The 20,158-nt window shown below is 68.0% G+C and carries 15 protein-coding genes and 2 pseudogenes; 8 read left to right on the forward strand and 9 right to left on the reverse strand.

Going from position 1 to position 20,158, the window contains the following annotated elements; translation table 11 throughout:
* From VET27_RS13950 to VET27_RS13975, 6 genes are all read left to right on the forward strand, one after another.
* Positions 1-1,518, forward strand: a 1,518-nt coding sequence (locus VET27_RS13950; protein WP_526519035.1) for an acyclic terpene utilization AtuA family protein, incomplete at its 5' end; no start/stop codon positions are given.
* Entirely contained in the window at positions 1,515-2,663 is a 1,149-nt protein-coding gene (locus tag VET27_RS13955) for an acyl-CoA dehydrogenase family protein (RefSeq protein ID WP_526519037.1), read from the forward strand. The genes VET27_RS13950 and VET27_RS13955, both read left to right, overlap by 4 nt.
* Complete coding sequence (locus VET27_RS13960; protein WP_526519039.1) at positions 2,660-4,255, forward strand: acyl-CoA carboxylase subunit beta; 1,596 nt, start codon at positions 2,660-2,662, stop codon at positions 4,253-4,255. The genes VET27_RS13955 and VET27_RS13960 overlap by 4 nt, the downstream gene beginning before the upstream one ends.
* A 94-nt stretch (positions 4,256-4,349) precedes the next feature.
* On the forward strand, positions 4,350-6,326 hold the full coding sequence (locus VET27_RS13965) for an acetyl/propionyl/methylcrotonyl-CoA carboxylase subunit alpha (protein WP_526519041.1): 1,977 nt from the start codon (positions 4,350-4,352) through the stop codon (positions 6,324-6,326).
* On the forward strand, positions 6,323-7,492 hold the full coding sequence (locus tag VET27_RS13970; protein WP_526519044.1) for an acyl-CoA dehydrogenase family protein: 1,170 nt from the start codon (positions 6,323-6,325) through the stop codon (positions 7,490-7,492). The genes VET27_RS13965 and VET27_RS13970 overlap by 4 nt, the downstream gene beginning before the upstream one ends.
* Positions 7,492-8,259 (forward strand): enoyl-CoA hydratase family protein, encoded by a 768-nt coding sequence (locus VET27_RS13975; RefSeq protein ID WP_526519046.1) that lies wholly within the window; start codon positions 7,492-7,494, stop codon positions 8,257-8,259. The genes VET27_RS13970 and VET27_RS13975 overlap by 1 nt, the downstream gene beginning before the upstream one ends.
* A gap of 16 nt (positions 8,260-8,275) precedes the next feature.
* Here the strand turns inward: VET27_RS13975 and VET27_RS13980 are convergent, their stop codons facing one another.
* Both VET27_RS13980 and VET27_RS13985 read right to left on the reverse strand, forming a co-directional pair.
* Positions 8,276-9,316, reverse strand: coding sequence for an HTTM domain-containing protein (locus tag VET27_RS13980; protein WP_526519048.1), 1,041 nt, complete (start codon positions 9,314-9,316; stop codon positions 8,276-8,278).
* On the reverse strand, positions 9,313-9,705 hold the full coding sequence (locus VET27_RS13985; protein WP_526519051.1) for a hypothetical protein: 393 nt from the start codon (positions 9,703-9,705) through the stop codon (positions 9,313-9,315). Before VET27_RS13985 ends, VET27_RS13980 begins: the two co-directional genes overlap by 4 nt.
* Before the next feature lie 533 nt (positions 9,706-10,238).
* Here VET27_RS13985 and VET27_RS13990 point away from each other — a divergent pair.
* Positions 10,239-10,820 (forward strand): DUF1707 domain-containing protein, encoded by a 582-nt coding sequence (locus tag VET27_RS13990; RefSeq protein ID WP_526519053.1) that lies wholly within the window; start codon positions 10,239-10,241, stop codon positions 10,818-10,820.
* A 2-nt stretch (positions 10,821-10,822) separates the two neighbouring features.
* Here the strand turns inward: VET27_RS13990 and VET27_RS13995 are convergent, their stop codons facing one another.
* The 7 genes and pseudogenes from VET27_RS13995 to VET27_RS14025 form a co-directional block, all read right to left on the reverse strand.
* Positions 10,823-12,796 carry a vWA domain-containing protein gene (locus VET27_RS13995; RefSeq protein WP_526519055.1) on the reverse strand — a complete coding sequence of 658 codons (1,974 nt, stop codon included), beginning with the start codon at positions 12,794-12,796 and terminating at the stop codon, positions 10,823-10,825.
* Positions 12,789-14,171 (reverse strand): sigma 54-interacting transcriptional regulator, encoded by a 1,383-nt coding sequence (locus VET27_RS14000; RefSeq protein ID WP_526519057.1) that lies wholly within the window; start codon positions 14,169-14,171, stop codon positions 12,789-12,791. The genes VET27_RS13995 and VET27_RS14000 overlap by 8 nt, the downstream gene beginning before the upstream one ends.
* Before the next feature lie 146 nt (positions 14,172-14,317).
* Positions 14,318-15,889 (reverse strand): bifunctional phosphoribosylaminoimidazolecarboxamide formyltransferase/IMP cyclohydrolase, encoded by a 1,572-nt coding sequence (purH, locus tag VET27_RS14005; RefSeq protein ID WP_526519060.1) that lies wholly within the window; start codon positions 15,887-15,889, stop codon positions 14,318-14,320.
* Complete coding sequence (gene purN / locus VET27_RS14010) at positions 15,886-16,515, reverse strand: phosphoribosylglycinamide formyltransferase (protein WP_526519062.1); 630 nt, start codon at positions 16,513-16,515, stop codon at positions 15,886-15,888. The genes purH and purN overlap by 4 nt, the downstream gene beginning before the upstream one ends.
* 10 nt (positions 16,516-16,525) lie before the next feature.
* Positions 16,526-17,938, reverse strand: coding sequence for a cell division protein PerM (locus VET27_RS14015; protein WP_526519065.1), 1,413 nt, complete (start codon positions 17,936-17,938; stop codon positions 16,526-16,528).
* Between the two features lie 61 nt (positions 17,939-17,999).
* On the reverse strand, positions 18,000-18,812 hold the full coding sequence (locus tag VET27_RS14020; RefSeq protein ID WP_526519067.1) for a DUF5336 domain-containing protein: 813 nt from the start codon (positions 18,810-18,812) through the stop codon (positions 18,000-18,002).
* A 114-nt stretch (positions 18,813-18,926) separates the two neighbouring features.
* Positions 18,927-19,427: pseudogene (locus VET27_RS14025) on the reverse strand (LLM class flavin-dependent oxidoreductase); the annotation flags it as partial.
* 147 nt (positions 19,428-19,574) lie between these two features.
* On the opposite strand from VET27_RS14025, the pseudogene VET27_RS14030 reads away from it, so the two are divergent.
* A pseudogene (locus VET27_RS14030) lies at positions 19,575-20,158 on the forward strand (tyrosine-type recombinase/integrase); the annotation flags it as partial.

Below are 20,158 nucleotides of genomic sequence, written 5' to 3' on the forward strand. Positions count from 1 at the left end.
ACGCAGCTCGAGGAGTCCCTCGGAACCGCGCTGGACAACGGAGTGAAGATCGTCGCCAACGCGGGCGGGCTCAATCCAGCCGGTCTGGCCGCCGCCGTGCGGGCGCTGGCGGAGCGGCTCGGACTCGCCGTCACCGTCGCCCACGTCGAGGGTGACGACCTCGTCGGCCGCGCCGGCGAGCTCGGGTTCGGCACGCCCCTCGCGGCCAACGCCTACCTGGGCGCCTGGGGCATCGTCGACTGCCTCGAGGCCGGCGCACATGTCGTCGTCACCGGCCGGGTCACCGATGCGTCGGTGATCGTGGGGCCCTCAGCGGCCCACTTCGGCTGGAGCCGGACCGACTACGACGCCCTCGCGGGCGCCGTCGCCGCGGGTCACGTCATCGAGTGCGGCACGCAGGCCACCGGCGGCAACTTCGCGTTCTTCACGGAGCTCTCGGGGACGACCGACCTGCTGCACCCGGGCTTCCCGATCGCCGAGATCGATGCCGACGGGTCGTCGGTGATCACCAAGCATGCCGGCACCGGCGGTCTGGTCAGCGTCGACACCGTCACCGCACAGCTGCTCTACGAAATCGGCGGCGAGCGCTACGCCAACCCGGACGTCACACTGCGGGTCGACAGCCTGAAGCTGAGCGACGACGGGCCCGACCGCGTGCGGATCGCCGGCATCCGCGGCGAGGCGCCACCGCCGACGCTCAAGGTGTCGTTGAACGCCGTCGGCGGATTCCGCAACGCAATGACGTTCGTGTTGACCGGCCTGGACATCGAGGCCAAGGCCGACCTGGTGCGACGCCAGCTCGAGGCCGGCCTGACGGTGAAGCCCGCCGAGCTGGAGTGGACGCTCGCGCGCACCGACCATCCCGACGCCGACACCGAGGAGGCGGCCAGCGCACTCCTGCGCTGCGTGGTCCGCGATCCCGATCCGGCCAACGTGGGCCGCCAGTTTTCCTCGGCCGCAGTCGAATTGGCGCTCGCGAGCTACCCCGGATTCACCACGACGGCACCGCCCGGCGAAGGGCAGGTGTACGGGGTGTTCACGGCCGGCTACGTCGACGCCACGGAGGTGCCGCACGTCGCCGTGCACGCGGACGGCACGCGCACCGCGATTCCCGTCGCCGCCGAGACCAGGGTGCTCGAACCCGTCGACCCGCCCGCACTGCCGGAACGCCTGCCCGCGGGCACCACCCGGCGGGTACCCCTCGGACTCATCGTCGGCGCCCGCAGCGGCGACAAGGGCGGCAACGCCAACGTCGGGGTGTGGGTACGCACCGACGACCAGTGGCGCTGGCTCGCCCACACGCTCACCGTCGACCAACTGCGCGAGTTGCTCCCGGAGACAAGTGATCTGCCGGTTACCCGATACCTGCTGCCCAACCTGCGCGCAGTGAACTTCGTCATCGAGGGCATCCTCGGCAGGGGGGTGGCCCATCAGGCCCGCTTCGACCCCCAGGCCAAGGGGCTCGGCGAATGGTTGCGCGCCCGCCATCTCGACATCCCGGAGGCCCTGATCCCATGAGTATCTGGACGACGCCCGAGCGTGAACAGCTCCGGAAGACCGTGCGCGCCTTCGCCGAACGCGAGATCCTGCCCAACGTCGACCAGTGGGAGCGCGCCGGCGACATCCCGCGCGACCTTCACCTCAAGGCCGGCGAGGCGGGACTTCTCGGCGCAGGCATGCCCGAGTCCGTCGGTGGCGGTGGCGGTGACGGCGCCGACGCGGTCGTCATCTGCGAGGAGATGCACCAGTCGGGCGCACCGGGCGGAGTGTTCGCCTCGCTGTTCACCTGCGGCATCGCGGTGCCCCACATGATCGCCTCGGGCGACGAGCGGTTGATCGAGACGTACGTGCGACCGACGTTGCGCGGCGAGAAGATCGGCTCTCTGGCGATCACCGAGCCCGGCGGCGGTTCGGACGTCGGCCACCTGACCACCAAGGCTGTCCGCGACGGGGACGACTTCATCATCAATGGCGCCAAGACCTACATCACCTCGGGTGTGCGGGCCGACTACGTCGTGACCGCCGCACGTACCGGTGGCCCCGGTGCAGGCGGGGTGTCGCTGATCGTGGTCGACAAGGGCTCGCCGGGCTTCGAAGTGAGCCGGAAGCTGGAGAAGATGGGCTGGCGGTCGTCGGACACCGCCGAGCTGTCCTACACCGACGTGCGAGTGCCTGCGACCAACCTCGTCGGCGCCGAGAACAGTGGCTTCCTGCAGATCGCGGGAGCATTCGTCAGCGAGCGCGTCGGGCTGGCCGCGCAGGCCTACTCCAGTGCGCAGCGCTGCCTCGACCTGACCGTCGAGTGGTGCCGCAACCGGGAAACCTTTGGCAGGCCGCTGATCTCGCGCCAGCAGGTGCAGAACACGTTGGCCGAGATGGCGCGACGGGTCGACGTGGCTCGGGTGTACACCCGAGCGCTGGTCGAGAGGCAGCTGGCGGGCGACACCAACCTGATCACCGACGTCTGCTTCGCCAAGAACACGGCCGTCGAGTCGGGCGAGTGGGTCGCGAACCAGGCCGTCCAGCTGTTCGGCGGCATGGGCTACATGGCCGAGTGCGAGGTCGAACGGCAGTACCGCGACATGCGCATCCTGGGCATCGGCGGGGGAACGACGGAAATCCTCACCAGCCTGGCCGCCAAGACGCTCGGATACCACGCATGACCCAACTCAAGTCGCTCGTCGACGTCAAGGGCCGTGCGTTCACCGAGGCGGCCGAGGCCATGACCGTCAAGCTCACCGAACTCGACGCCGAGCACGCGAAGGCATTGGCGGGCGGCAGCGCCAAGTCCGTCGAGCGCCATCACGCCCGCGGCAAGCTGACCCCTCGCGAGCGTGTCGAGCTCCTGATCGACCCCGATTCGCCCTTCCTGGAGCTGAGCCCACTCGCGGCGTGGGGCAGCGACTTTCACGTTGGCGCCAGCGTGGTGACGGGAATCGGCGTCGTCGAGGGCGTCGAGTGCCTGATCGTCGCCAACGATCCCACCGTCAAAGGTGGCACCAGCAATCCCTGGACGCTACGGAAGATTCTGCGCGCCAACCAGATTGCCCGCGAGAATCGACTGCCGGTGATATCGCTCGTCGAGTCGGGCGGCGCGGACCTACCGACGCAGAAGGAAGTCTTCATCCCCGGCGGTCAGATGTTCCGCGACCTGACCCGGTTGTCGGCCGCAGGAATCCCCACCATCGCGCTGGTGTTCGGCAACTCCACCGCGGGGGGCGCCTACGTGCCCGGCATGTCCGACCACGTCGTGATGATCAAGGAACGCTCCAAGGTATTCCTCGCCGGGCCGCCGCTGGTGAAGATGGCCACCGGCGAGGAGTCCGACGACGAATCCCTCGGCGGCGCCGAAATGCACGCCCGCACTTCTGGTTTGGCCGACTACTTCGCCTTCGACGAACTCGACGCCATCCGCATCGGCCGCCGCATCGTGGCCCGCCTCAACTGGCGGAAGGCCGGGCCGACGCCAGGGCCGGTGAGCGAACCGCTCTTCGACGCCGACGAGCTCATCGGCATCGTGCCCGCCGACCTGCGCGTGCCGTTCGACCCGCGCGACGTGATCGCCCGCATCGTCGACGGCTCCCGGTTCGACGAGTTCAAGCCGCTCTACGGCGGATCGCTGGTGACGGGCTGGGCCACGCTGCACGGCTACCAGATCGGCATTCTCGCCAACGCGCGCGGTGTGTTGTTCAGCGAGGAATCTCAGAAGGCCACCCAGTTCATCCAGCTCGCCAACAGGTCCAACACGCCACTGTTGTTCCTGCACAACACGACCGGTTACATGGTCGGGAAGGCGTACGAGGAAGGGGGCATGATCAAGCACGGCTCGATGATGATCAACGCCGTCTCCAACTCGACCGTGCCGCACATCTCGCTGCTGCTCGGTGCGTCCTACGGCGCGGGTCACTACGGCATGTGCGGGCGGGCGTACGACCCGCGCTTCCTGTTCGCCTGGCCCAGCGCGAAGTCCGCGGTGATGGGCGGCACCCAACTGGCGGGCGTCATCTCGATCGTCAGCCGCGCCGCCGCCGAGGCCCGGGGTCAGCAGGTCGACGAGGACGCCGACGCCGCCCTCCGCGCAGCGATCGAGGCCCAGATCGAAGCCGAGTCACTACCGATGTTCCTGTCGGGCCGGATGTTCGACGACGGCGTCATCGATCCACGTGACACCCGTACGGTCCTGGGAATGTGCCTGTCCGCCATCGCCAACGGCCCGATCGAGGGGACGTCGAACTTCGGCGTCTTCCGGATGTGAGCAGCGTGCCCAACTCTTCGCCGAAACTACCGTTGTTGACCGATATCGGCCGAAACCCGTCAACAACCGCAGTTTCGGCGAGAGAGAGACTCTGATGATCAACCGAGTCATGGTCGCCAACCGCGGTGAGATCGCCCGCCGCGTGTTCGCCACGTGCCGTCGCCTCGGCGTCGGCACCGTCGCCGTCTACACCGACCCCGACGCACGAGCCCCCCACGTCGCCGAGGCCGACGTGCGGGTGCGCCTCGACGGCCGCAACGGCTATCTCGATGCCGCCCAGCTGATCGCGGCGGCGCGGGCGTCGGGTGCCGACGCGATCCACCCCGGCTACGGGTTCCTCTCCGAGAACGCCGAATTCGCCGCCGCGGTGCAAGACGCCGGGCTGACGTGGATCGGTCCTCCGGTCGCCGCGGTGCAGGCGATGGGGAGCAAGATCGAGGCAAAGAAGATGATGGCCGCGGCGGGCGTGCCGGTGCTCGACGAGCTCGACCCCGACACCGTCACCGCCGAGCAGCTGCCGGTGCTGATCAAGGCGTCGGCCGGTGGCGGTGGCCGCGGCATGCGGGTGGTCCGCGAACTCGCCGAGCTGCCCAAGCAGGCGGAGGCCTCACGTCGCGAAGCGCAGTCCGCATTCGGTGATCCGACGGTGTTCTGTGAGCGCTACCTCGCGACCGGCCACCACGTCGAGGTACAGGTGATGGCCGACGCCCACGGCGCCGTGTGGGCGGTCGGCGAGCGCGAATGCTCGATCCAGCGCCGCCATCAGAAGATCATCGAGGAGGCCCCGTCGCCGCTGGTCGAACGCACTGCCGGCATGCGCGCCAAGCTGTTCGATGCGGCGCGACTGGCCGCCGAGGCCATCGGTTACACCGGCGCTGGGACCGTCGAGTTCATGGCCGATGACGGCGGCGACTTCTTCTTCCTCGAGATGAACACGCGCCTGCAGGTCGAACACCCCGTCACCGAGGAGACCACCGGGCTCGATCTCGTCGAGTTGCAGCTGCTGGTCGCCGACGGCGGTCGGTTCGATGCCGAACCGCCTGCCACACAAGGACATTCGATCGAGGCGCGGCTCTACGCGGAGGACCCGGCCAAGGGCTGGCAGCCGCAGGCCGGACCCATCCACCGCTTCGAGGTCCCGCCCACCCTTACCGAGTTCGGGCTGCTCGGCCGCGCCGGCGTGCGTGTCGACTCCGGGGTCGTCGACGGATCCGCGGTGTCGGCGTTCTACGACCCCATGCTGGCCAAGGTCATCTCGTACGCCCCGACGCGGAGGCAGGCCGTCGCCATCCTGGCCGACGCGCTGGCCCGCACGCGCCTGCACGGCATCACGACCAACCGAGACCTGTTGGTGAACGTCCTGCGGCATCCGGCGTTCCTCGACGGTGCCACCGACACCGCGTTCTTCGACACCCACGGGCTGGCCGAACTGGCCGCGCCGTTGGCCGATCCCTCGGCGCCTGCGCTGTCGGCAGTGGCCGCGGCCCTCGCCGACGCTGCCGAGAACCGAAGCGCCGCAAACGTCCTCGGCGGCCTGCCCAGTGGCTGGCGCAACCTCGCGTCCGGCTTCCAGACCAAGGGTTACGTCGACGCCGCGGGTGACGAGCACGCGGTGCGGTACCGCTTCGGCCGCGGCGGGCTCGACCTCGACGGCTTCGACGGCGCCGAGGCGGTGACCCTGGTGTCGTCGACGCCGACCCGGGTCGTGCTGTCGACCGGCGGCGTGGAGCGGCCCTTCGACGTGGCGCGCCATCGCGATGACGTGTTCGTCGACTCCCCGCTGGGCCCGGTCCGCCTCACCGCCCGACCTCGCTTCCCCGATCCGGACTCCGCTCATCCGCAGGGCTCCCTACTGGCGCCGATGCCAGGCTCGGTGACCAAGGTCGCCGCGTCGGTCGGCGACCGGGTCAAGGCGGGTCAGGCATTGATCTGGCTGGAGGCCATGAAGATGGAGCACACCATCGCCGCGCCCACCGGTGGCGTGCTCGCCGAACTCAACGTGACGGCCGGCCAACAGGTCGACGTCGGCGCCGTACTGGCCCGCATCGAGAATCCCCAAGGAGAATCATGAGTTTCATCGAGACCGACGAACAGCAGGAGTTGCGCAAGGCCGTCGCGGCCATGGCCGCCAGCTACGGGCCGGACTACTACCTGGAGAAGGCCCGCACCGGCGAACACACCACCGAATTGTGGAGTGAGGCAGGTAAGCTCGGCTTCATCGGGGTGAACCTCCCAGAGGAGTACGGCGGCGGCGGCGCGGGCATGTACGAGCTGTCGCTCGTCATGGAGGAGATGTCGGCCCACGGGTGCGCCCTGCTGATGATGGTCGTGTCCCCCGCCATCAACGGCACGATCATCGGCAAGTTCGGCACCGAGGAACAGAAGAAACGCTGGATCCCCGGCATCGCCGACGGCTCGATCACCATGGCGTTCGCCATCACCGAACCCGACGCGGGCTCCAACTCGCACAGGATCACCACCACCGCCCGCCGAGACGGCGACGACTGGATCCTGTCGGGGCAGAAGGTGTACATCTCCGGTGTCGATCAGGCGCAGGCGATCCTCGTCGTCAGCCGGACCTCCCAATCCAGCCCAGGGGCCACGTCCGAATCGCTCAAGCCCGCCCTGTTCGTCGTCCCAACCGATACGCCCGGGGTGTCCTGGACGAAGATCGACATGGAGATCGTCAGCCCCGAGAACCAGTTTCAGCTCTTCTTCGACGAGGTGCGCCTGCCCGCCGACGCGCTCGTCGGCGCCGAGGACGCCGCCATCGCGCAGCTCTTCGCCGGCTTGAACCCCGAGCGCATCATGGGTGCCGCGAGCGCGGTCGGCATGGGCCGCTTCGCCATCAACAAGGCTGCTGACTACGTCAAGACCCGCCAGGTGTGGAAGACGCCGATCGGTGCGCACCAGGGCATCTCACACCCGTTGGCGCAGAACTACATCGAGATCGAACTGGCCAAGCTGATGATGCAGAAGGCCGCCACGCTCTACGACGGCGGCGACGACTCCGGTGCCGCCGAGGCCGCGAACATGGCCAAGTACGCGGCCGGCGAGGCCTCGGTGCGCGCCGTCGACCAGGCCGTGCAGTCATTGGGTGGCAACGGCTTGACCAAGGAGTACGGCATCGCGTCGGTGCTGACGGCCTCGCGTCTGGCGCGCATCGCGCCGGTCAGCCGGGAGATGATCCTCAACTTCATCGCGCAGACGTCGCTGGGCCTCCCCCGGTCCTACTGATGAGCCAGCTGGTCCGATATGCGGTCGAGGGCAGCGTCGCGCGGCTGACGCTGGACTCGCCGCACAACCGAAACGCGTTGTCCACCGCGCTGGTGTCCCAGCTGCACGAAGGGTTCCGCGCCGCGGCGGCGGAGCCGAGCGTTCGCACCGTGGTGCTCGGCCACACCGGCGGCACCTTCTGTGCGGGCGCCGACCTGTCCGAGGCGGCCGGCCACGATCTCGCGGAGGTGTCCGTCGCTCGGGCACGCGAGATGACCGACCTGTTGCGGGCGATTCTGGAACTCCCCGTGCCGGTCATCGGCGCCATCGACGGCCATGTCCGCGCCGGCGGCATGGGGTTGATCGGGGCGTGCGACCTCGTCGTGGCCGGTTCGGCCAGCACGTTCGCATTGACCGAGGCACGCATCGGCGTTGCGCCGTCAATCATCTCGCTGACGCTGCTGCCGAAGATGTCGCCGCGGGCGGCCGCGCGGTTCTTCGTCACCGGAGAGAAGTTCGGTGCAGCCGAGGCTGCCGACAACGGGCTGATCACGGTGGCCACTGAGGACGTCGCCGCCGCGGTGGCGGCGCTGGCCGCCGCGATCGGCAAGGGGTCGCCCCAGGGGCTGGCAGCATCGAAGGCGTTGACGACGGCGCCGATCCTTTCGACCTTCGACCGCCGCGCCGTTGCGCTGACCGCGCAGTCGGCCAAGCTGTTCGTGTCCGACGAGGCCCGCGAAGGCATGCTGGCCTTCCTTGAGAAGCGGCCGCCGCGCTGGCAAACTTAGGCCGCGATCGCGCGCCCTAAGTCGTGGTGGTTTCGGGCTGGGTCGTCGCGCTCCGCGATGCCTTCCCCGAATCATCGACAGCTTCGTCGGGCTGCGGGGAAAGCCGCTTGAGCCGCCGACCCAATGCGCGTCTGACCTGATCTGGCAAATCCCGCGCGGTCTCCCAGGGCACCCAGGCGAGATAGAGGACGAACATCGCGAGGCCGAAGAACATGACAGACAGATTGAGCCAAATCAGGACGTGCAGAACGACTCCCGCACCGAGTACCCAGTAGCGCAGCCGCGGGTTCCACACCAGGATAGCGAGCGCTAGTTCGATCGCAATGGTGCCCCACGTTGCGACGTTGACCAAGAAGGGATTCTCGGCCACCCACTGCGGGGCAGGGAGGATGGCCCAATCGTGGTAGACCCGCCACGGGAAGGAGACGGCAGAACCATCGTTCCATGCCTCGCCGATGAACTTCGTCTGAGCCGTGAAGAAATAGATCAGCGAAAGTTGCACCTGCAGCAATCGAATAGGCCAGCGTACCCGTTCTTCTGCCGACCAAAATCGCCCGTTTCGTCGGCGCTGGTCGAGGGACAACGCCGCGCCGCACGCGGAGATCGCCAAGATGAGGGCCGTATTGGTCATGACGAAATCTCCGGCGTTGAAGATTGCTGGGTTGCGCCTGACGAAGGACAAGAAGAGGATAAAGACAAGCAGGGCGGAGAGCCGGCTGTGCCAGCCGACAGTCAGTGAGACCGCAGACAGCAGGAGAAGAATCCAGGCGATCAGAACTGCCGTATCGCTTGTCCAAATCTGAAAGATTCCGTACTGGTACGCGTGTATCCAGAGATAGTTCTGTGTACTGGGCTGGGTCGGCACCGGTCCGTTCTCGCTGAAGAGTACGGGTATCCCAGGAAGTAGATCGACCGTCACATACACCATGAGTGCGCCAAACGCCATTCGAACAAGACCGAGCGTGTATGCAGGTTCCAGCGAGAACCAGAAGCTGGACCATCCGTTGCTCAGCCCTTTGAAAACCGATGCGGGCCGCCAGCGCTTCGACGAAGTCATCGTTGCCCTGTCAGCACTTCTTCGTAGAGAACCTTGGTTCCGGTCGAGCCCTTTGAAGGTTGCCCTGGTGGCGCCAAGACCTTGAAGTGAAACATCATCACCACTTTGACCGGCCGGTCCGACGGTTCGGTGACTCTGTCAACCACCCATCGGGCGAAATCTCTACGCCCGTCTTGTTGACGTATCGCCGTTTCCGTCATCAGTCGCCAGCGATCCGGTAGGAAGATCCTCTCGAGCGGTGAGTTCGGATCAATCCTCCACACACGAGTGCTGCCGTCGGCCATCGTCACGTCAATCTCGAACCACCAGACCCTCGTGCCGGTATCCGGTGCGAACATCGACCAACGTTCGTTGACGTTGATGGCGTTGGCCGGTTCGACGATGGGCATCAGGCCCCTCCTGATAGCGGAGTCGGGCATACTCCACACCACCTGAGTACCAAGGATCACCACGATGATCCCGCTGATGACGCGCCTGCCGAGGCGGGACTCCTCGAATCGCTGCTGGAGCGTAGGGCGTTTCGTAGCGCTCGGATGACGGGCTCGAGGTGTGCGGCCGCTGCTGGGTGCTGCCGATTCGGCGTGTCCTGCCTGATCGTCTAGCGAGGCAGTTACCGGGTCAGTTGGGCTGGTGCTCATCGAAAGCAATCGGAGCAGCTGCCATGAGTGTCAACCAGCCTTCTCCATTCAGTCGCGTGCGGTCTCAGACACCATAGCCAACCGCTCGTTGGGCGGCTACACCTCCATTGCCCGCCGGCGGGGCCGAACCGAGCCGAAGGTCGAGATCGCCTCCTGTACCTGGACCGGGGGATCACGCGCATCGATCGCGATCACCGCTCGCCTCATCCTGGCGTAGTCGCGCTTTGGCAACTTCTGCGCAGGGCACCTTGCAAGTCTGAGCGTTCGTCGTAGGCTCGTTCTCGATGAGCAATGGAGCGTCGCGATCCGGATCGATGCGTGCTGCCGACACCGATCGCATCGCGGTGGCGCAGTTGCTCGCCGATGCCGCCGCTCAGGGTCGCCTGGAAATGAGCGAATACGAGGACCGGCTGAAGAAGGCCTACGCGGCGCAGACGTTCGACGAGCTGGATCGCCTCAGTTCCGACCTGCCGGGCATCGCCACGACGTCGCCCGACGTCGGACCCGGGCTACCCGCACCGTCCACACTGTTGCTGGCGATCATGAGCGGCTTCGAGCGACGCGGCCGGTGGAACGTGCCGAAACGATTGACGTCGGTGGCGGTCTTCGGCGGCGGCGTGATCGACCTGCGGTACGCCGACTTCACCGCGGCCGACGTGGAGATCCACTCGTATTCGATCTTCGGAGGGCAGACCATCTTGCTGCCGCCCGAGCTGAACGTCGACGTCCGCGGCGTCGGTGTGATGGGTGCGTTCGACCACGTCGGCGACGAGGGCTCCCCCGGCGCACCGCACATCACCATCCGCGGCTTCTCCCTATGGGGCAGCGTCGGCGTCAAGCGCAAGAAGCGCAAGTCCCAGCAATAGCCTCAGCGCCTGCGACGCGAGCGTAGGTAGTCACCGACGACAGCGGCGCCGAGTCCGTCGAGATCGGGCACGACGACCCGGCCCTCCACACGCCGGGCCACCTGGTCGATGAAACGCGCCAAACCCGGGTCGCTGCCGAGGCGGAAGATGGTCACCTGCGCACCCAGTCGCGCGATCTCGTCGAAGCCCTTCACGGTGTGGGCGATGGTCCGGGGATGCGGCGGGTAGTCGAAGTACACCGACGCACCCTCGCCATCGCCGTAGTCCTCCAGGTGCGCCGTGGGCTCGCCGTCGGTGACGACGAGGACCACCGGTTGCGCGTTGGGATGGCGACGCAGGTGACGCGACGCCAGTGCCAGCGCGTGGTGCAGGTTGGTGCCCTGCTCGTACACGCCTTCGAGGCCGGTCAGTTCGGCGGCGCTGACGGTGCGCGCATACCGTCCGAACGCGATGATCTGGAGGTCGTCCGAGCGGAACCGCGTGCTGATCAGCTGGTGCAGCGCCAGCGCGGTGCGCTTCATGGGCAGCCAACGGTTCTCCATCACCATCGAGAACGACGTGTCGACCAGAAGCGCCACCGCAGACTGGGTACGGGTCTCGGTCTCGGAGATCTCGACGTCGTCGACCGTGATCCGCATGGGCAGCTCCGCGAGACCACTACCGGCCTGGCGCAGCACCGCGTTGGTCAGCGTCCGTGTCACATTCCACGGCTCGGTGTCGCCGAACTGCCATGGCCGAGTGGCGCCGGTCAGTTCACCGGCGGCACCGGCGCGACGGGTGTCGCGTTCGCCGTGGCGTCCCGAGAGTTGTTGCGCCACATCGCGAAGGATCATCTGGCCCAGCTGACGCATGGCCTTGGGCGACAGTCGCCACTGACCGTCGGCGTCACGGTCCAGGAAGCCCTGATTCATCAGCGCGCGTTCGAGTTCGGACAGCGTGCGGGCGTCGATCGCTGCCTGGTCACCGAGCTGGCGGGCAAGCATGTCGAGGTCGACGTCGTCCATCTGCGCCCCGGCATAGCTCTGCGACAGCTGCTCGGCGAGTTGCTCTAGCTCACCGATGTCGGCCAGCGCCTGCGCGCCCTCCCCCATGCCCATCGGGTTGTCGCCCTGGAAGCGCTCCGACCCCTGCCAGTCCTCACCCGGCCTGGCGCTCTGCAGGTGCGCGTCCAGCTTGTTGAGGGCATTGGTCAATGACGGCGAGCCAAAGGCCTGCTGCGACAACGCGTCCAGTTCCGCGCGTTGGTCGGCGGACAGGCTGTTGCGGAACCGCTGGGCGGCGGCCGCCCGCTTGGCCAGCGAGTCCAGAAGCTCGTCGATGTTCTTCGGGTTCTCGGGGAAGAATTCGCCGTGCTTGTCCATGAAGTCTTGAAAGTCCTGGGGCGAGTCCTGCCCGCTGGCGTGCTTGTCCAGCAACTCGTTCAGGTCGTCGAGCATGTCGTTGACGCGCTGACGGTCTTCGTCGGTGGCGTTCTCCAACGCCTCCTTCATGCCCGCGAAGCGCTGATCGAGCATCTCCCGGCCCATGAGGTCCTTGATCTGCTCGTACTTCTGCCGCGCCTCGTCACTGCGCCAGTCGTACTCGGACAGTTCCTGAACGGCCTTCGCGGGGGACGGCGGCAGCGCCTCCAGTTGGAGCTCGTTGAACCGGGCGTCGTCGTCGAGCGCGCGGGCCAGCTCCTTGCGCTCGGCCAGCACGGCCTCGTCGAGCAGCTTCTTGATCTCCTGAAGTGTGCCGTCGAGGTTGTTGCGCTGCAACAGCTCTCGCCGCTTGCGGTTGGCCTCGGCGGCCAGCCGGTCGGCGCCGCGCATGTTCTCAGTGCCGCGTCGCATCAGCTCGGCCAGCGCACGTCGCGGCGAACTGCCCTCCATGACGTCCTGGCCGATCTGCTCGAGCGCCTCGCGTAGGTCGACCGGAGGCGCCAGCGGGTCGGGCCCGCCGGAATACCGCGAATACCGCGACGTGCGTTTAGCCATAGATCGTTTCGCCTTCGCCGGACACCTTGTCGATGCGCTTCGCCAGATAGAGAGCCTCGAGCGCCAACTCCAAGGCCGCCGCACGTTCGCCGTCGGTCTGCGCGCCGAGCCGTTCGGCGACGGCGTCGACGACCGGCAGATCCGGCAGCGCGGCCAGCACGTCCTTGGCCGAGACACGTTCACCCGTCGTCACCGGGGCACCGTCCTCGACGGCCGTGACCAGCGGCCCCACGTCCAGACCGCCGAGCAGCCGTTGCGCAGTATCGGCCGTGGCGCGTCGCAGCAGATGCTCGAGCACCGCCTGCTCACGCCCCTCCTCGCCGGACTCGAACTCCAGCTTGCCCCGCAGCACGTCGATGATGGTGCCCAGATCGACCACCCGCGCGACGGGATCCTGCTCGCCCAGGATCGCGGAGCGGTGCGTGGCCGCCGCGGCGACCGTCTCGGCCGCGGCGATCGCGAACCGCGCCGACACCCCGGAGCGCTGGTCGACCGACTGCGACTCGCGCAGCGAGCGGGCGAATCGGGCCAGAATCTGCAGCAGGTAGTCGGGCACCGCCGCGGGCAGGTGGGACTCCTGCTTGATGACACCCACCTCGGCCTCGAGCGCCAACGGGTAGTGGGTGCGAATCTCGGCGCCGAACCGGTCCTTGAGCGGCGTGATGATGCGGCCGCGGTTGGTGTAGTCCTCGGGGTTCGCGCTGGCGACGACGAGCACGTCGAGCGGCAGCCGCAGCGTGTAGCCGCGGACCTGGATGTCGCGTTCCTCCATCACGTTGAGCATCGACACCTGGATGCGTTCGGCGAGGTCGGGCAGCTCGTTGATCGCCACGATGCCGCGGTGTGCCCGCGGGATCAGGCCGAACGCGATGGTTTCCGGATCGCCCAGGCTGCGGCCCTCGGCCACCTTGATCGGGTCGATGTCGCCGACGAGGTCGGCGACGCTGGTGTCGGGCGTGGCGAGCTTCTCGGTGTACCGCTCGCTGCGGTGCAGCCAGGCGATGGGCAGGTCATCGCCGAAGGTGGCCGCCCGCCGGATCGACTCGGGCGTGATCGGCGTGTACGGGTGCTCGTGCAGCTCGGATCCCTCGATCACGGGCGTCCACTCGTCGAGCAGGTTCGTCAGCGATCGCAGCAGTCGCGTCTTGCCCTGGCCACGTTCGCCGAGGAGCACGACGTCGTGCTCGGCGATCAGGGCCCGTTCCAGTTGAGGGATGACGGTGTCCTCGAAGCCGAGGATGCCGGTCCACACGTTGCGGCCCTCACCGAGCGCGGCCAGCAGATTCTCCCGGATTTCGGCCTTCACGCCCCGCTCGCGGTGCCCGGAGGCGCGCAGCTCGCCGAGGGTGCGGGGAAGATCGTTAGGTGATGTCACTACTCCACGCTACGACTGTTCGCCGCGGGAGGCACCGGCTACCCGCTTAGAGCGAAATTACGACGCCGTGACGTGCCAGCGCCGAATGGCCACTTGTGCCACGCCCGCCGGCGTTTCGCGTGAGATAAGTGGCCGCTCGCGTCGAATCAGTGCGCGAAGTGCCGCGCGCCCGTGAGGTACAGCGCAATGCCCGCCTTCGCGGCCGCCTCGGTGACGACGTCGTCACGCATCGATCCGCCGGGGTGAACGATCGCCTTCACGCCCGCGGCGGTGAGCACCTCGAGCCCGTCGGGGAAGGGGAAGAACGCATCCGAGGACGCGACCGCACCCCGAACGCGATCGCCCGCACGCTCGACGGCCAGCCGCGCCGCGTCGACCCGGTTGACCTGGCCCATCCCGACGCCGACGGTCGCACCGTCCTTCGCGACGACGATCGCGTTCGACTTCACCGCACGACAGGCACGCCAGGCGAACACCAGGTCGGCGAGGGTGTCGGGGTCGGCGGGCGTACCGGTCGCGAGCGTCCACGTGGCGGGGTCGTCGCCCGGCGCATCGAGCGCGTCTCGCTGCTGCACGAGCAGGCCGCCGCTGACCTGACGGAACTCCGTGCCGCCGACCCGGGGCTGGGACGCCACCAGCACGCGCACGTTCTTCTTGCGTGCCAGGATGTCGACCGCCCCCGGTTCGTAGGCTGGCGCGATGATCACCTCGGTGAAGATGTCGGCGACCGTCTCGGCCATCTCGACGCTGACCGTCGTGTTGGCCGCGATGACGCCACCGAACGCGCTGAGCGGATCGCACTCGTGGGCCTTGCGGTGCGCGTCGGCGACCGACACCGATGACACGGCGATGCCACATGGGTTGGCGTGCTTGATGATCGCCACGCACGTCTGCTCGTAGTCGAACGCCGCCCGCCAGGCCGCGTCGGCATCGGTGTAGTTGTTGTACGACATCTCCTTGCCGTGCAACTGCTCCGCCTGCGCCAGGCCCGGCCACGACGAGTCGTCGCGGTACAGGGCCGCCCGCTGATGCGGGTTCTCGCCGTAGCGCAACACCGCGGACCGCTTCCACGTCCCGCCGAACCACTCCGGCGACCCCGCGTCGTCGTGTTCGGGCGCCAGGTTCGAGCCCATCCAGCCGGCGACGGCGACGTCGTACTCGGCGGTGTGGCGAAACGCCAAGGACGCCAGCCGCTTCCGCTCCGCCAGCGTGAACCCGCCGGCCCGTACCGCGGCGAGCACACCGTCGTAGCCGAGCGGCTCGACGACCACCGCCACACTGGGGTGGTTCTTCGCGGCCGCCCGCACCATCGACGGCCCGCCGATGTCGATCTGCTCGACGCACTCGTCCTCGCTGGCACCGGACTCGACGGTCTCGGTGAACGGATACAGGTTGACGACCACGAGTTCGAAGGCGGCGACGCCGAGCTCATCAAGCGCGGCCAGGTGCTCGGCCTTGCGGGTGTCGGCCAGCAGCCCGGCGTGCACGCGGGGGTGCAGTGTCTTCACGCGGCCGTCGAGCACCTCGGGGAAGCCCGTGACGTCCTCGACGTCTGTCACCGGGACACCGCTGGCGGCAATGGTTTTCGCGGTGGAGCCGGTCGACACGATGGCCACGCCGGCATCGTGCAGGCCACGCGCCAGCTCGGCGAGTCCCGTCTTGTCGTACACGCTGATCAGCGCGCGACGGATCGCCCGCCTGCCGTCATGCTCGGTCATCCGATCGCTGCCCTTCGTCCCGTCCACGTCACACCGCGCGTTGCCATCGCGGCGAGTACCTCCACCAACAGTCGCCGCTCGACGACCTTGATCCGCTCGTGCAGGGCGGCCTCGTCGTCGTCGTCGAGAACGGCCACTGCCTCCTGCGCCAGGATCGGCCCGGTGTCCATCCCCGCGTCGACGAGGTGCACCGTACAGCCGGTGACCCGAACGCCGTAGGCCAGTGAGTCGGGCACCGCGTGCGTGCCGGGGAAGGCAGGCAGCAGCGCCGGATGCGTGTTGACGACTCGACCGATAAAGCGCGAAAGGAATTGCGGGCCAAGGATCTTCATGAAGCCGGCGGACACCACCAGATCAGGCTGGTGTGCCGCCGTCGCCTCGGTGATCGCGGCGTCCCACGCCTGCCGGTCGGCATGGTCACCGAGACGGACCGTGTAGCGGGGCAACGAGGCGGCCTCGGCTATCTCCAGCGCCCGGCACTCACGATCGGTCCCGACCGCCACCACGCGCGCGGGATATTCGCCGACGGCGGCTTCGAGCATCGATTCCAGCAGCGAACCCGTGCCCGATGCCAGGACGACCAGCCGTGCCGGCGCGCTGGCGGGGACACGAAGCGGGGGCTGCACTCGATGCAGCCTAATCGGAGGAACGCCGCGGCTCGTCGCTGCCTGCGTCGTCGTCGGTGAAGAAGTGCGCCTCGGGGTCGTCGTCGAGGTCGAACACGTCCCGCGGCACCGTCCGGACGGGGGCGGGTTGCGGCTCCTCCGGTTCGTCCACGACGATCTCGGCGACGATCTCCTCGACGTCGTCGTCACGCTCGACGTCCGGCTCCGGTGCCTCGGCCACCAGCGGCAGGGTCTCGGGTTGCGGATCGGGCACGGGATCGGGCGCTGGGGCGGCCGGGGCGGGACGGACCCTGGGCCGACGGGCGATGCCGCCACTCATGACGACCGTCAGCCCGCCGATCGCGACGAACCACACGAACACCGCCGGGCCGAACGTGGTCTGGTCGACACCGACGTCACCGAAGTTGCCCAGCCGCCCGCCCCCGGCATGGCCGAGCAACGCCATCACGACCGCGGCGATCGCCGAGGCGGCGACCAACTTGCCCGCCGCCGCAGGCAGCGGCAGGGCCCGCCGCGCACACTGCTGACCGACGGCCACGGCGGACGCTGCCGCGGCGATCAGCAGCGCCACCCAGATCGGTCCCAGCGGCGGGCTGGGCACCGCGGCCAGGATCGGGAGGGCGGGGACGTCGCCACCCAGCACGGTGAAGGAACTGAACGTCGCCAGTCCCACGTGCGCACTGGAGCCGACGGCGACCGCCGCGGTGCCGACGATCACGTTGGGCGCGTAGAGCATCGACAACAGCGTCAGGCTGAACTGGCCGAACACCGAATCGGTGATCCCGAAGAGGGAGTCCATCGTGCCCCAGTGCACGACCATCGACCCGGCGGCGATCACCCCGGACAAGCCGAACAGCGCCAGCACCCCGACTGACGCGGCGCGGAACGCGTCGGGCAGCCACGCGGGCACGTGCGGCATCGTCCGCAGCCGTCGGGACACCCTGGTGCCGACGCCGATCACGGCTCCTGCGAAGTGCACCGCCACCACAGAGCCGAACGCGAGCGTCGCACTCGGCGTCTGAAGTTCGGTCAGCACCGACGACGCGTCGTGGATCACTGCCAGCGCGATCGCGGCGATCAGAAGGGGGCCACCGAGCGCGGACGCCACGATCCACCGGATGACGAACCAGGACGTCCCCGACCTGGTGGCCGCGGCCGTGTTGCGGGCGGTCCCCCACACCATCGCCAGCATCGGCAACAGCGGCATGACGCCCAACTCGGCCCCACCGATGGACACCGGTACCCCGTGTACGCCCAGCCACATGCTCGCGATCGCGCCGAACGCGCCCGTCATGTCGCTGTTGGCGATCACCAACTGCACCAAAACCACGGCCGCGATGACGACCAACGCGATGACCGACGGCCCGAACGCGACCCTGAGCAGGTCGCGCGCCTGGCGTGTGCCGACTGGCCGGTTGTCCACTAGCTGGGTCGCTCCTCGCACAATCTCGTACGCGCGAAGGTTGGGTGCGCGCCGCTAGAGATTATGACGGCGGCGGAGCCGATTGCGGCGCAGCCTGCTGTTGTGGTTGCTGCGTTTCGAACGTCTGCGGCGGCTGGGACCCGATGGCGCCCTGCGGCTGGCCGAAGGCCGGGAAACCCGTCGGAGGCGTCGGCGGGCCGCTCGGCTGCGGCGGGTTCTGTTGCGCCGGCTGGGCACTGAACCCGCCGGTCGACGGGCCGCCCGGGTAGCCGCCGTACTGCTGCGGGTAAGCGCCCCGCTGCTGCGGCGGGCCCTGCTGGTGCGGAGGGCCGCCGTGCTGCGGCTGGCCGTAGTAGTTTCCTGGCGCGCCGTACTGGCCGTAGGGGTTCTGCTGTTCGTACTTCGGCTTCGGCACCGGCGCGGTGATGACGCCCGCGTCCAGGAGCAGCGCGGCGACGGCGACGAGCGCCTGCAGCAACGTGAAGACGATTAGCAGGTACCACGGCCAGTCGACGTTGCTCACCCCGACGTTGATCAGGTCGGACAGGACCAGCAGGAACCCGAGGACGGCCAGGACGGCCACCACGCCGAAGTGGCTGTTCTGCTTCGGCACCAGGCCGACACCCGCGAGGAGCCCGGCCAGAATGGCGGCGATCGGACCGATGGTGGTGCCGCTGTCGAGGGCGAAGGTGGTCAGATAGGCGGCCAACCCGAGCGCCGCGACCCCGATGTCCAGATAGAACGGAAGCTTGCTGGGTCCCGCCGGGGCGGCCTCGGGCGCCTGGCCGAACTGCTGAGTGGGCGCGCTGTACTGCGCCTGCGGCGGCCCAGACGGGTACCCCGAGCTAGCGGGCGGACCGGATGGATACGACATGTCCCCTCCTGTGTTGGGCGATTCGTTCACCCACGCTAGCGCACCGAGCCGGGAGGTCGACCCGGGTGCGGGTGGCGAGCGGCCTATGCCCGTCGGTGAGCAAACCCGCGACGCTCAGGCGGAGACCAACACCGGCCGGTCGCGCGAATCCTCTTCGGACTGCTCGATTTCGCGCACCAAGGGCAGGACGTTCGCACCGAAGTACTCGATCTCCTCCTGGAAGTGGAGGAAGCCACCAAGGATCAGATCGACGCCCCGTTTGCGGTAGGCAGCGATCCGTTCGGCGATCTGTTCGGGCGTGCCGATCAGTTGCGTGCGGAAGCCGTCGTTGTACTGCACCAGGTCCTCGAAGCTGGAGTCTGCCCACATGCCGCGCTTGTCCGACGTCGAACTGCCGGCCTGCTGAACGGCGCCGCGGAAGCCCTCGACCGCCGGCTTGTTGGCCATGTCGATGATCTCGCGCAGGGTCTCCTTCGCTTCCTTCTCCGTGTCGCGGGCGATGATGAAACCGTTCAGGCCGAACTTGACCTCGCGGTCGACGGTGCGGGCATGATCGCGAACGTCGACGAGTTGCTCGGTGACGCCGTCGAAGTCCTTGCCGTTGGAGAAGTACCAACGGCATAACTCAGACTGGTCTAGACAGGAGTAGACGGGAACTCTGCTCTCCCAGTGGGATTGGCCAGAATACCGTGCTTGTGGGCTGGGTCTGTCAGACTCTGTCTAGACGGGTCTGATAGCACGACAACGGCACGGAGGGTCACCATGGCGGGCAGAGCACATCGACGGGGCTGGGGGCATCTGCGCAAGCTGCCCTCGACCAAGTGGCAGGCGACCTACCTCCATCGAGACACCCGACATCGGGCTCCGAGCACGTTCACGATGAAGACGGATGGCGAGGCGTGGCTGTCGGCAGAGCGCCGTCTGATCGAACGAGACGAGTGGACCCCACCCAGTGAGCGGGAGACGGCGGCCAGGACCGCTCAGACGGTTCTGCAGTACGCCACGGCGTGGATTCGAGAGCGACCGCTCAAGGAGACGACCCGGGAGCACTACCGAGTGATGCTCGCCGAGCACGTCGCTCCCACCCTGGGCCCGATCACGCTCAAGAACCTGAGCGCCCCGATGGTGCGGGAATGGTATTCGAGGACGCTGACGAATCGACCCACCTACCGAGCCCACGCCTACGGCTTGCTGCACGCCATCTGCGCCACTGCGGTGGAGGACGAACTACTGGAGGCCAACCCGTGCAGGATCAAGCGGGCCACGACCACCCGACCCAAGCGGGAGTCGGTGATCCTGTCGCCTACTCAGGTGGCCGAGTTGGCCGATCGGATGGACGAGTCCCA

The sequence above is a fragment of the Mycobacterium sp. genome, from assembly GCF_035633495.1.
Lineage (GTDB): Bacteria > Actinomycetota > Actinomycetes > Mycobacteriales > Mycobacteriaceae > Mycobacterium.

Excerpts from the sequence above, each read along its gene's own strand:
- VET27_RS13990 (WP_526519053.1), top strand. The coding sequence starts at position 10,239 with ATGAGCAATGGAGCGTCGCGATCCGGATCGATGCGTGCTGCCGACACC.
- VET27_RS13970 (WP_526519044.1), top strand. The coding sequence starts at position 6,323 with ATGAGTTTCATCGAGACCGACGAACAGCAGGAGTTGCGCAAGGCCGTC.
- VET27_RS14020 (WP_526519067.1), bottom strand. The coding sequence starts at position 18,812 with ATGTCGTATCCATCCGGTCCGCCCGCTAGCTCGGGGTACCCGTCTGGG.
- VET27_RS13975 (WP_526519046.1), top strand. The coding sequence starts at position 7,492 with ATGAGCCAGCTGGTCCGATATGCGGTCGAGGGCAGCGTCGCGCGGCTG.
- VET27_RS13960 (WP_526519039.1), top strand. The coding sequence starts at position 2,660 with ATGACCCAACTCAAGTCGCTCGTCGACGTCAAGGGCCGTGCGTTCACC.
- VET27_RS13955 (WP_526519037.1), top strand. The coding sequence starts at position 1,515 with ATGAGTATCTGGACGACGCCCGAGCGTGAACAGCTCCGGAAGACCGTG.
- VET27_RS13980 (WP_526519048.1), bottom strand. The coding sequence starts at position 9,316 with ATGACTTCGTCGAAGCGCTGGCGGCCCGCATCGGTTTTCAAAGGGCTG.
- VET27_RS13995 (WP_526519055.1), bottom strand. The coding sequence starts at position 12,796 with ATGGCTAAACGCACGTCGCGGTATTCGCGGTATTCCGGCGGGCCCGAC.
- VET27_RS13985 (WP_526519051.1), bottom strand. The coding sequence starts at position 9,705 with ATGCCCATCGTCGAACCGGCCAACGCCATCAACGTCAACGAACGTTGG.
- purH (WP_526519060.1), bottom strand. The coding sequence starts at position 15,889 with ATGACCGAGCATGACGGCAGGCGGGCGATCCGTCGCGCGCTGATCAGC.
- VET27_RS13965 (WP_526519041.1), top strand. The coding sequence starts at position 4,350 with ATGATCAACCGAGTCATGGTCGCCAACCGCGGTGAGATCGCCCGCCGC.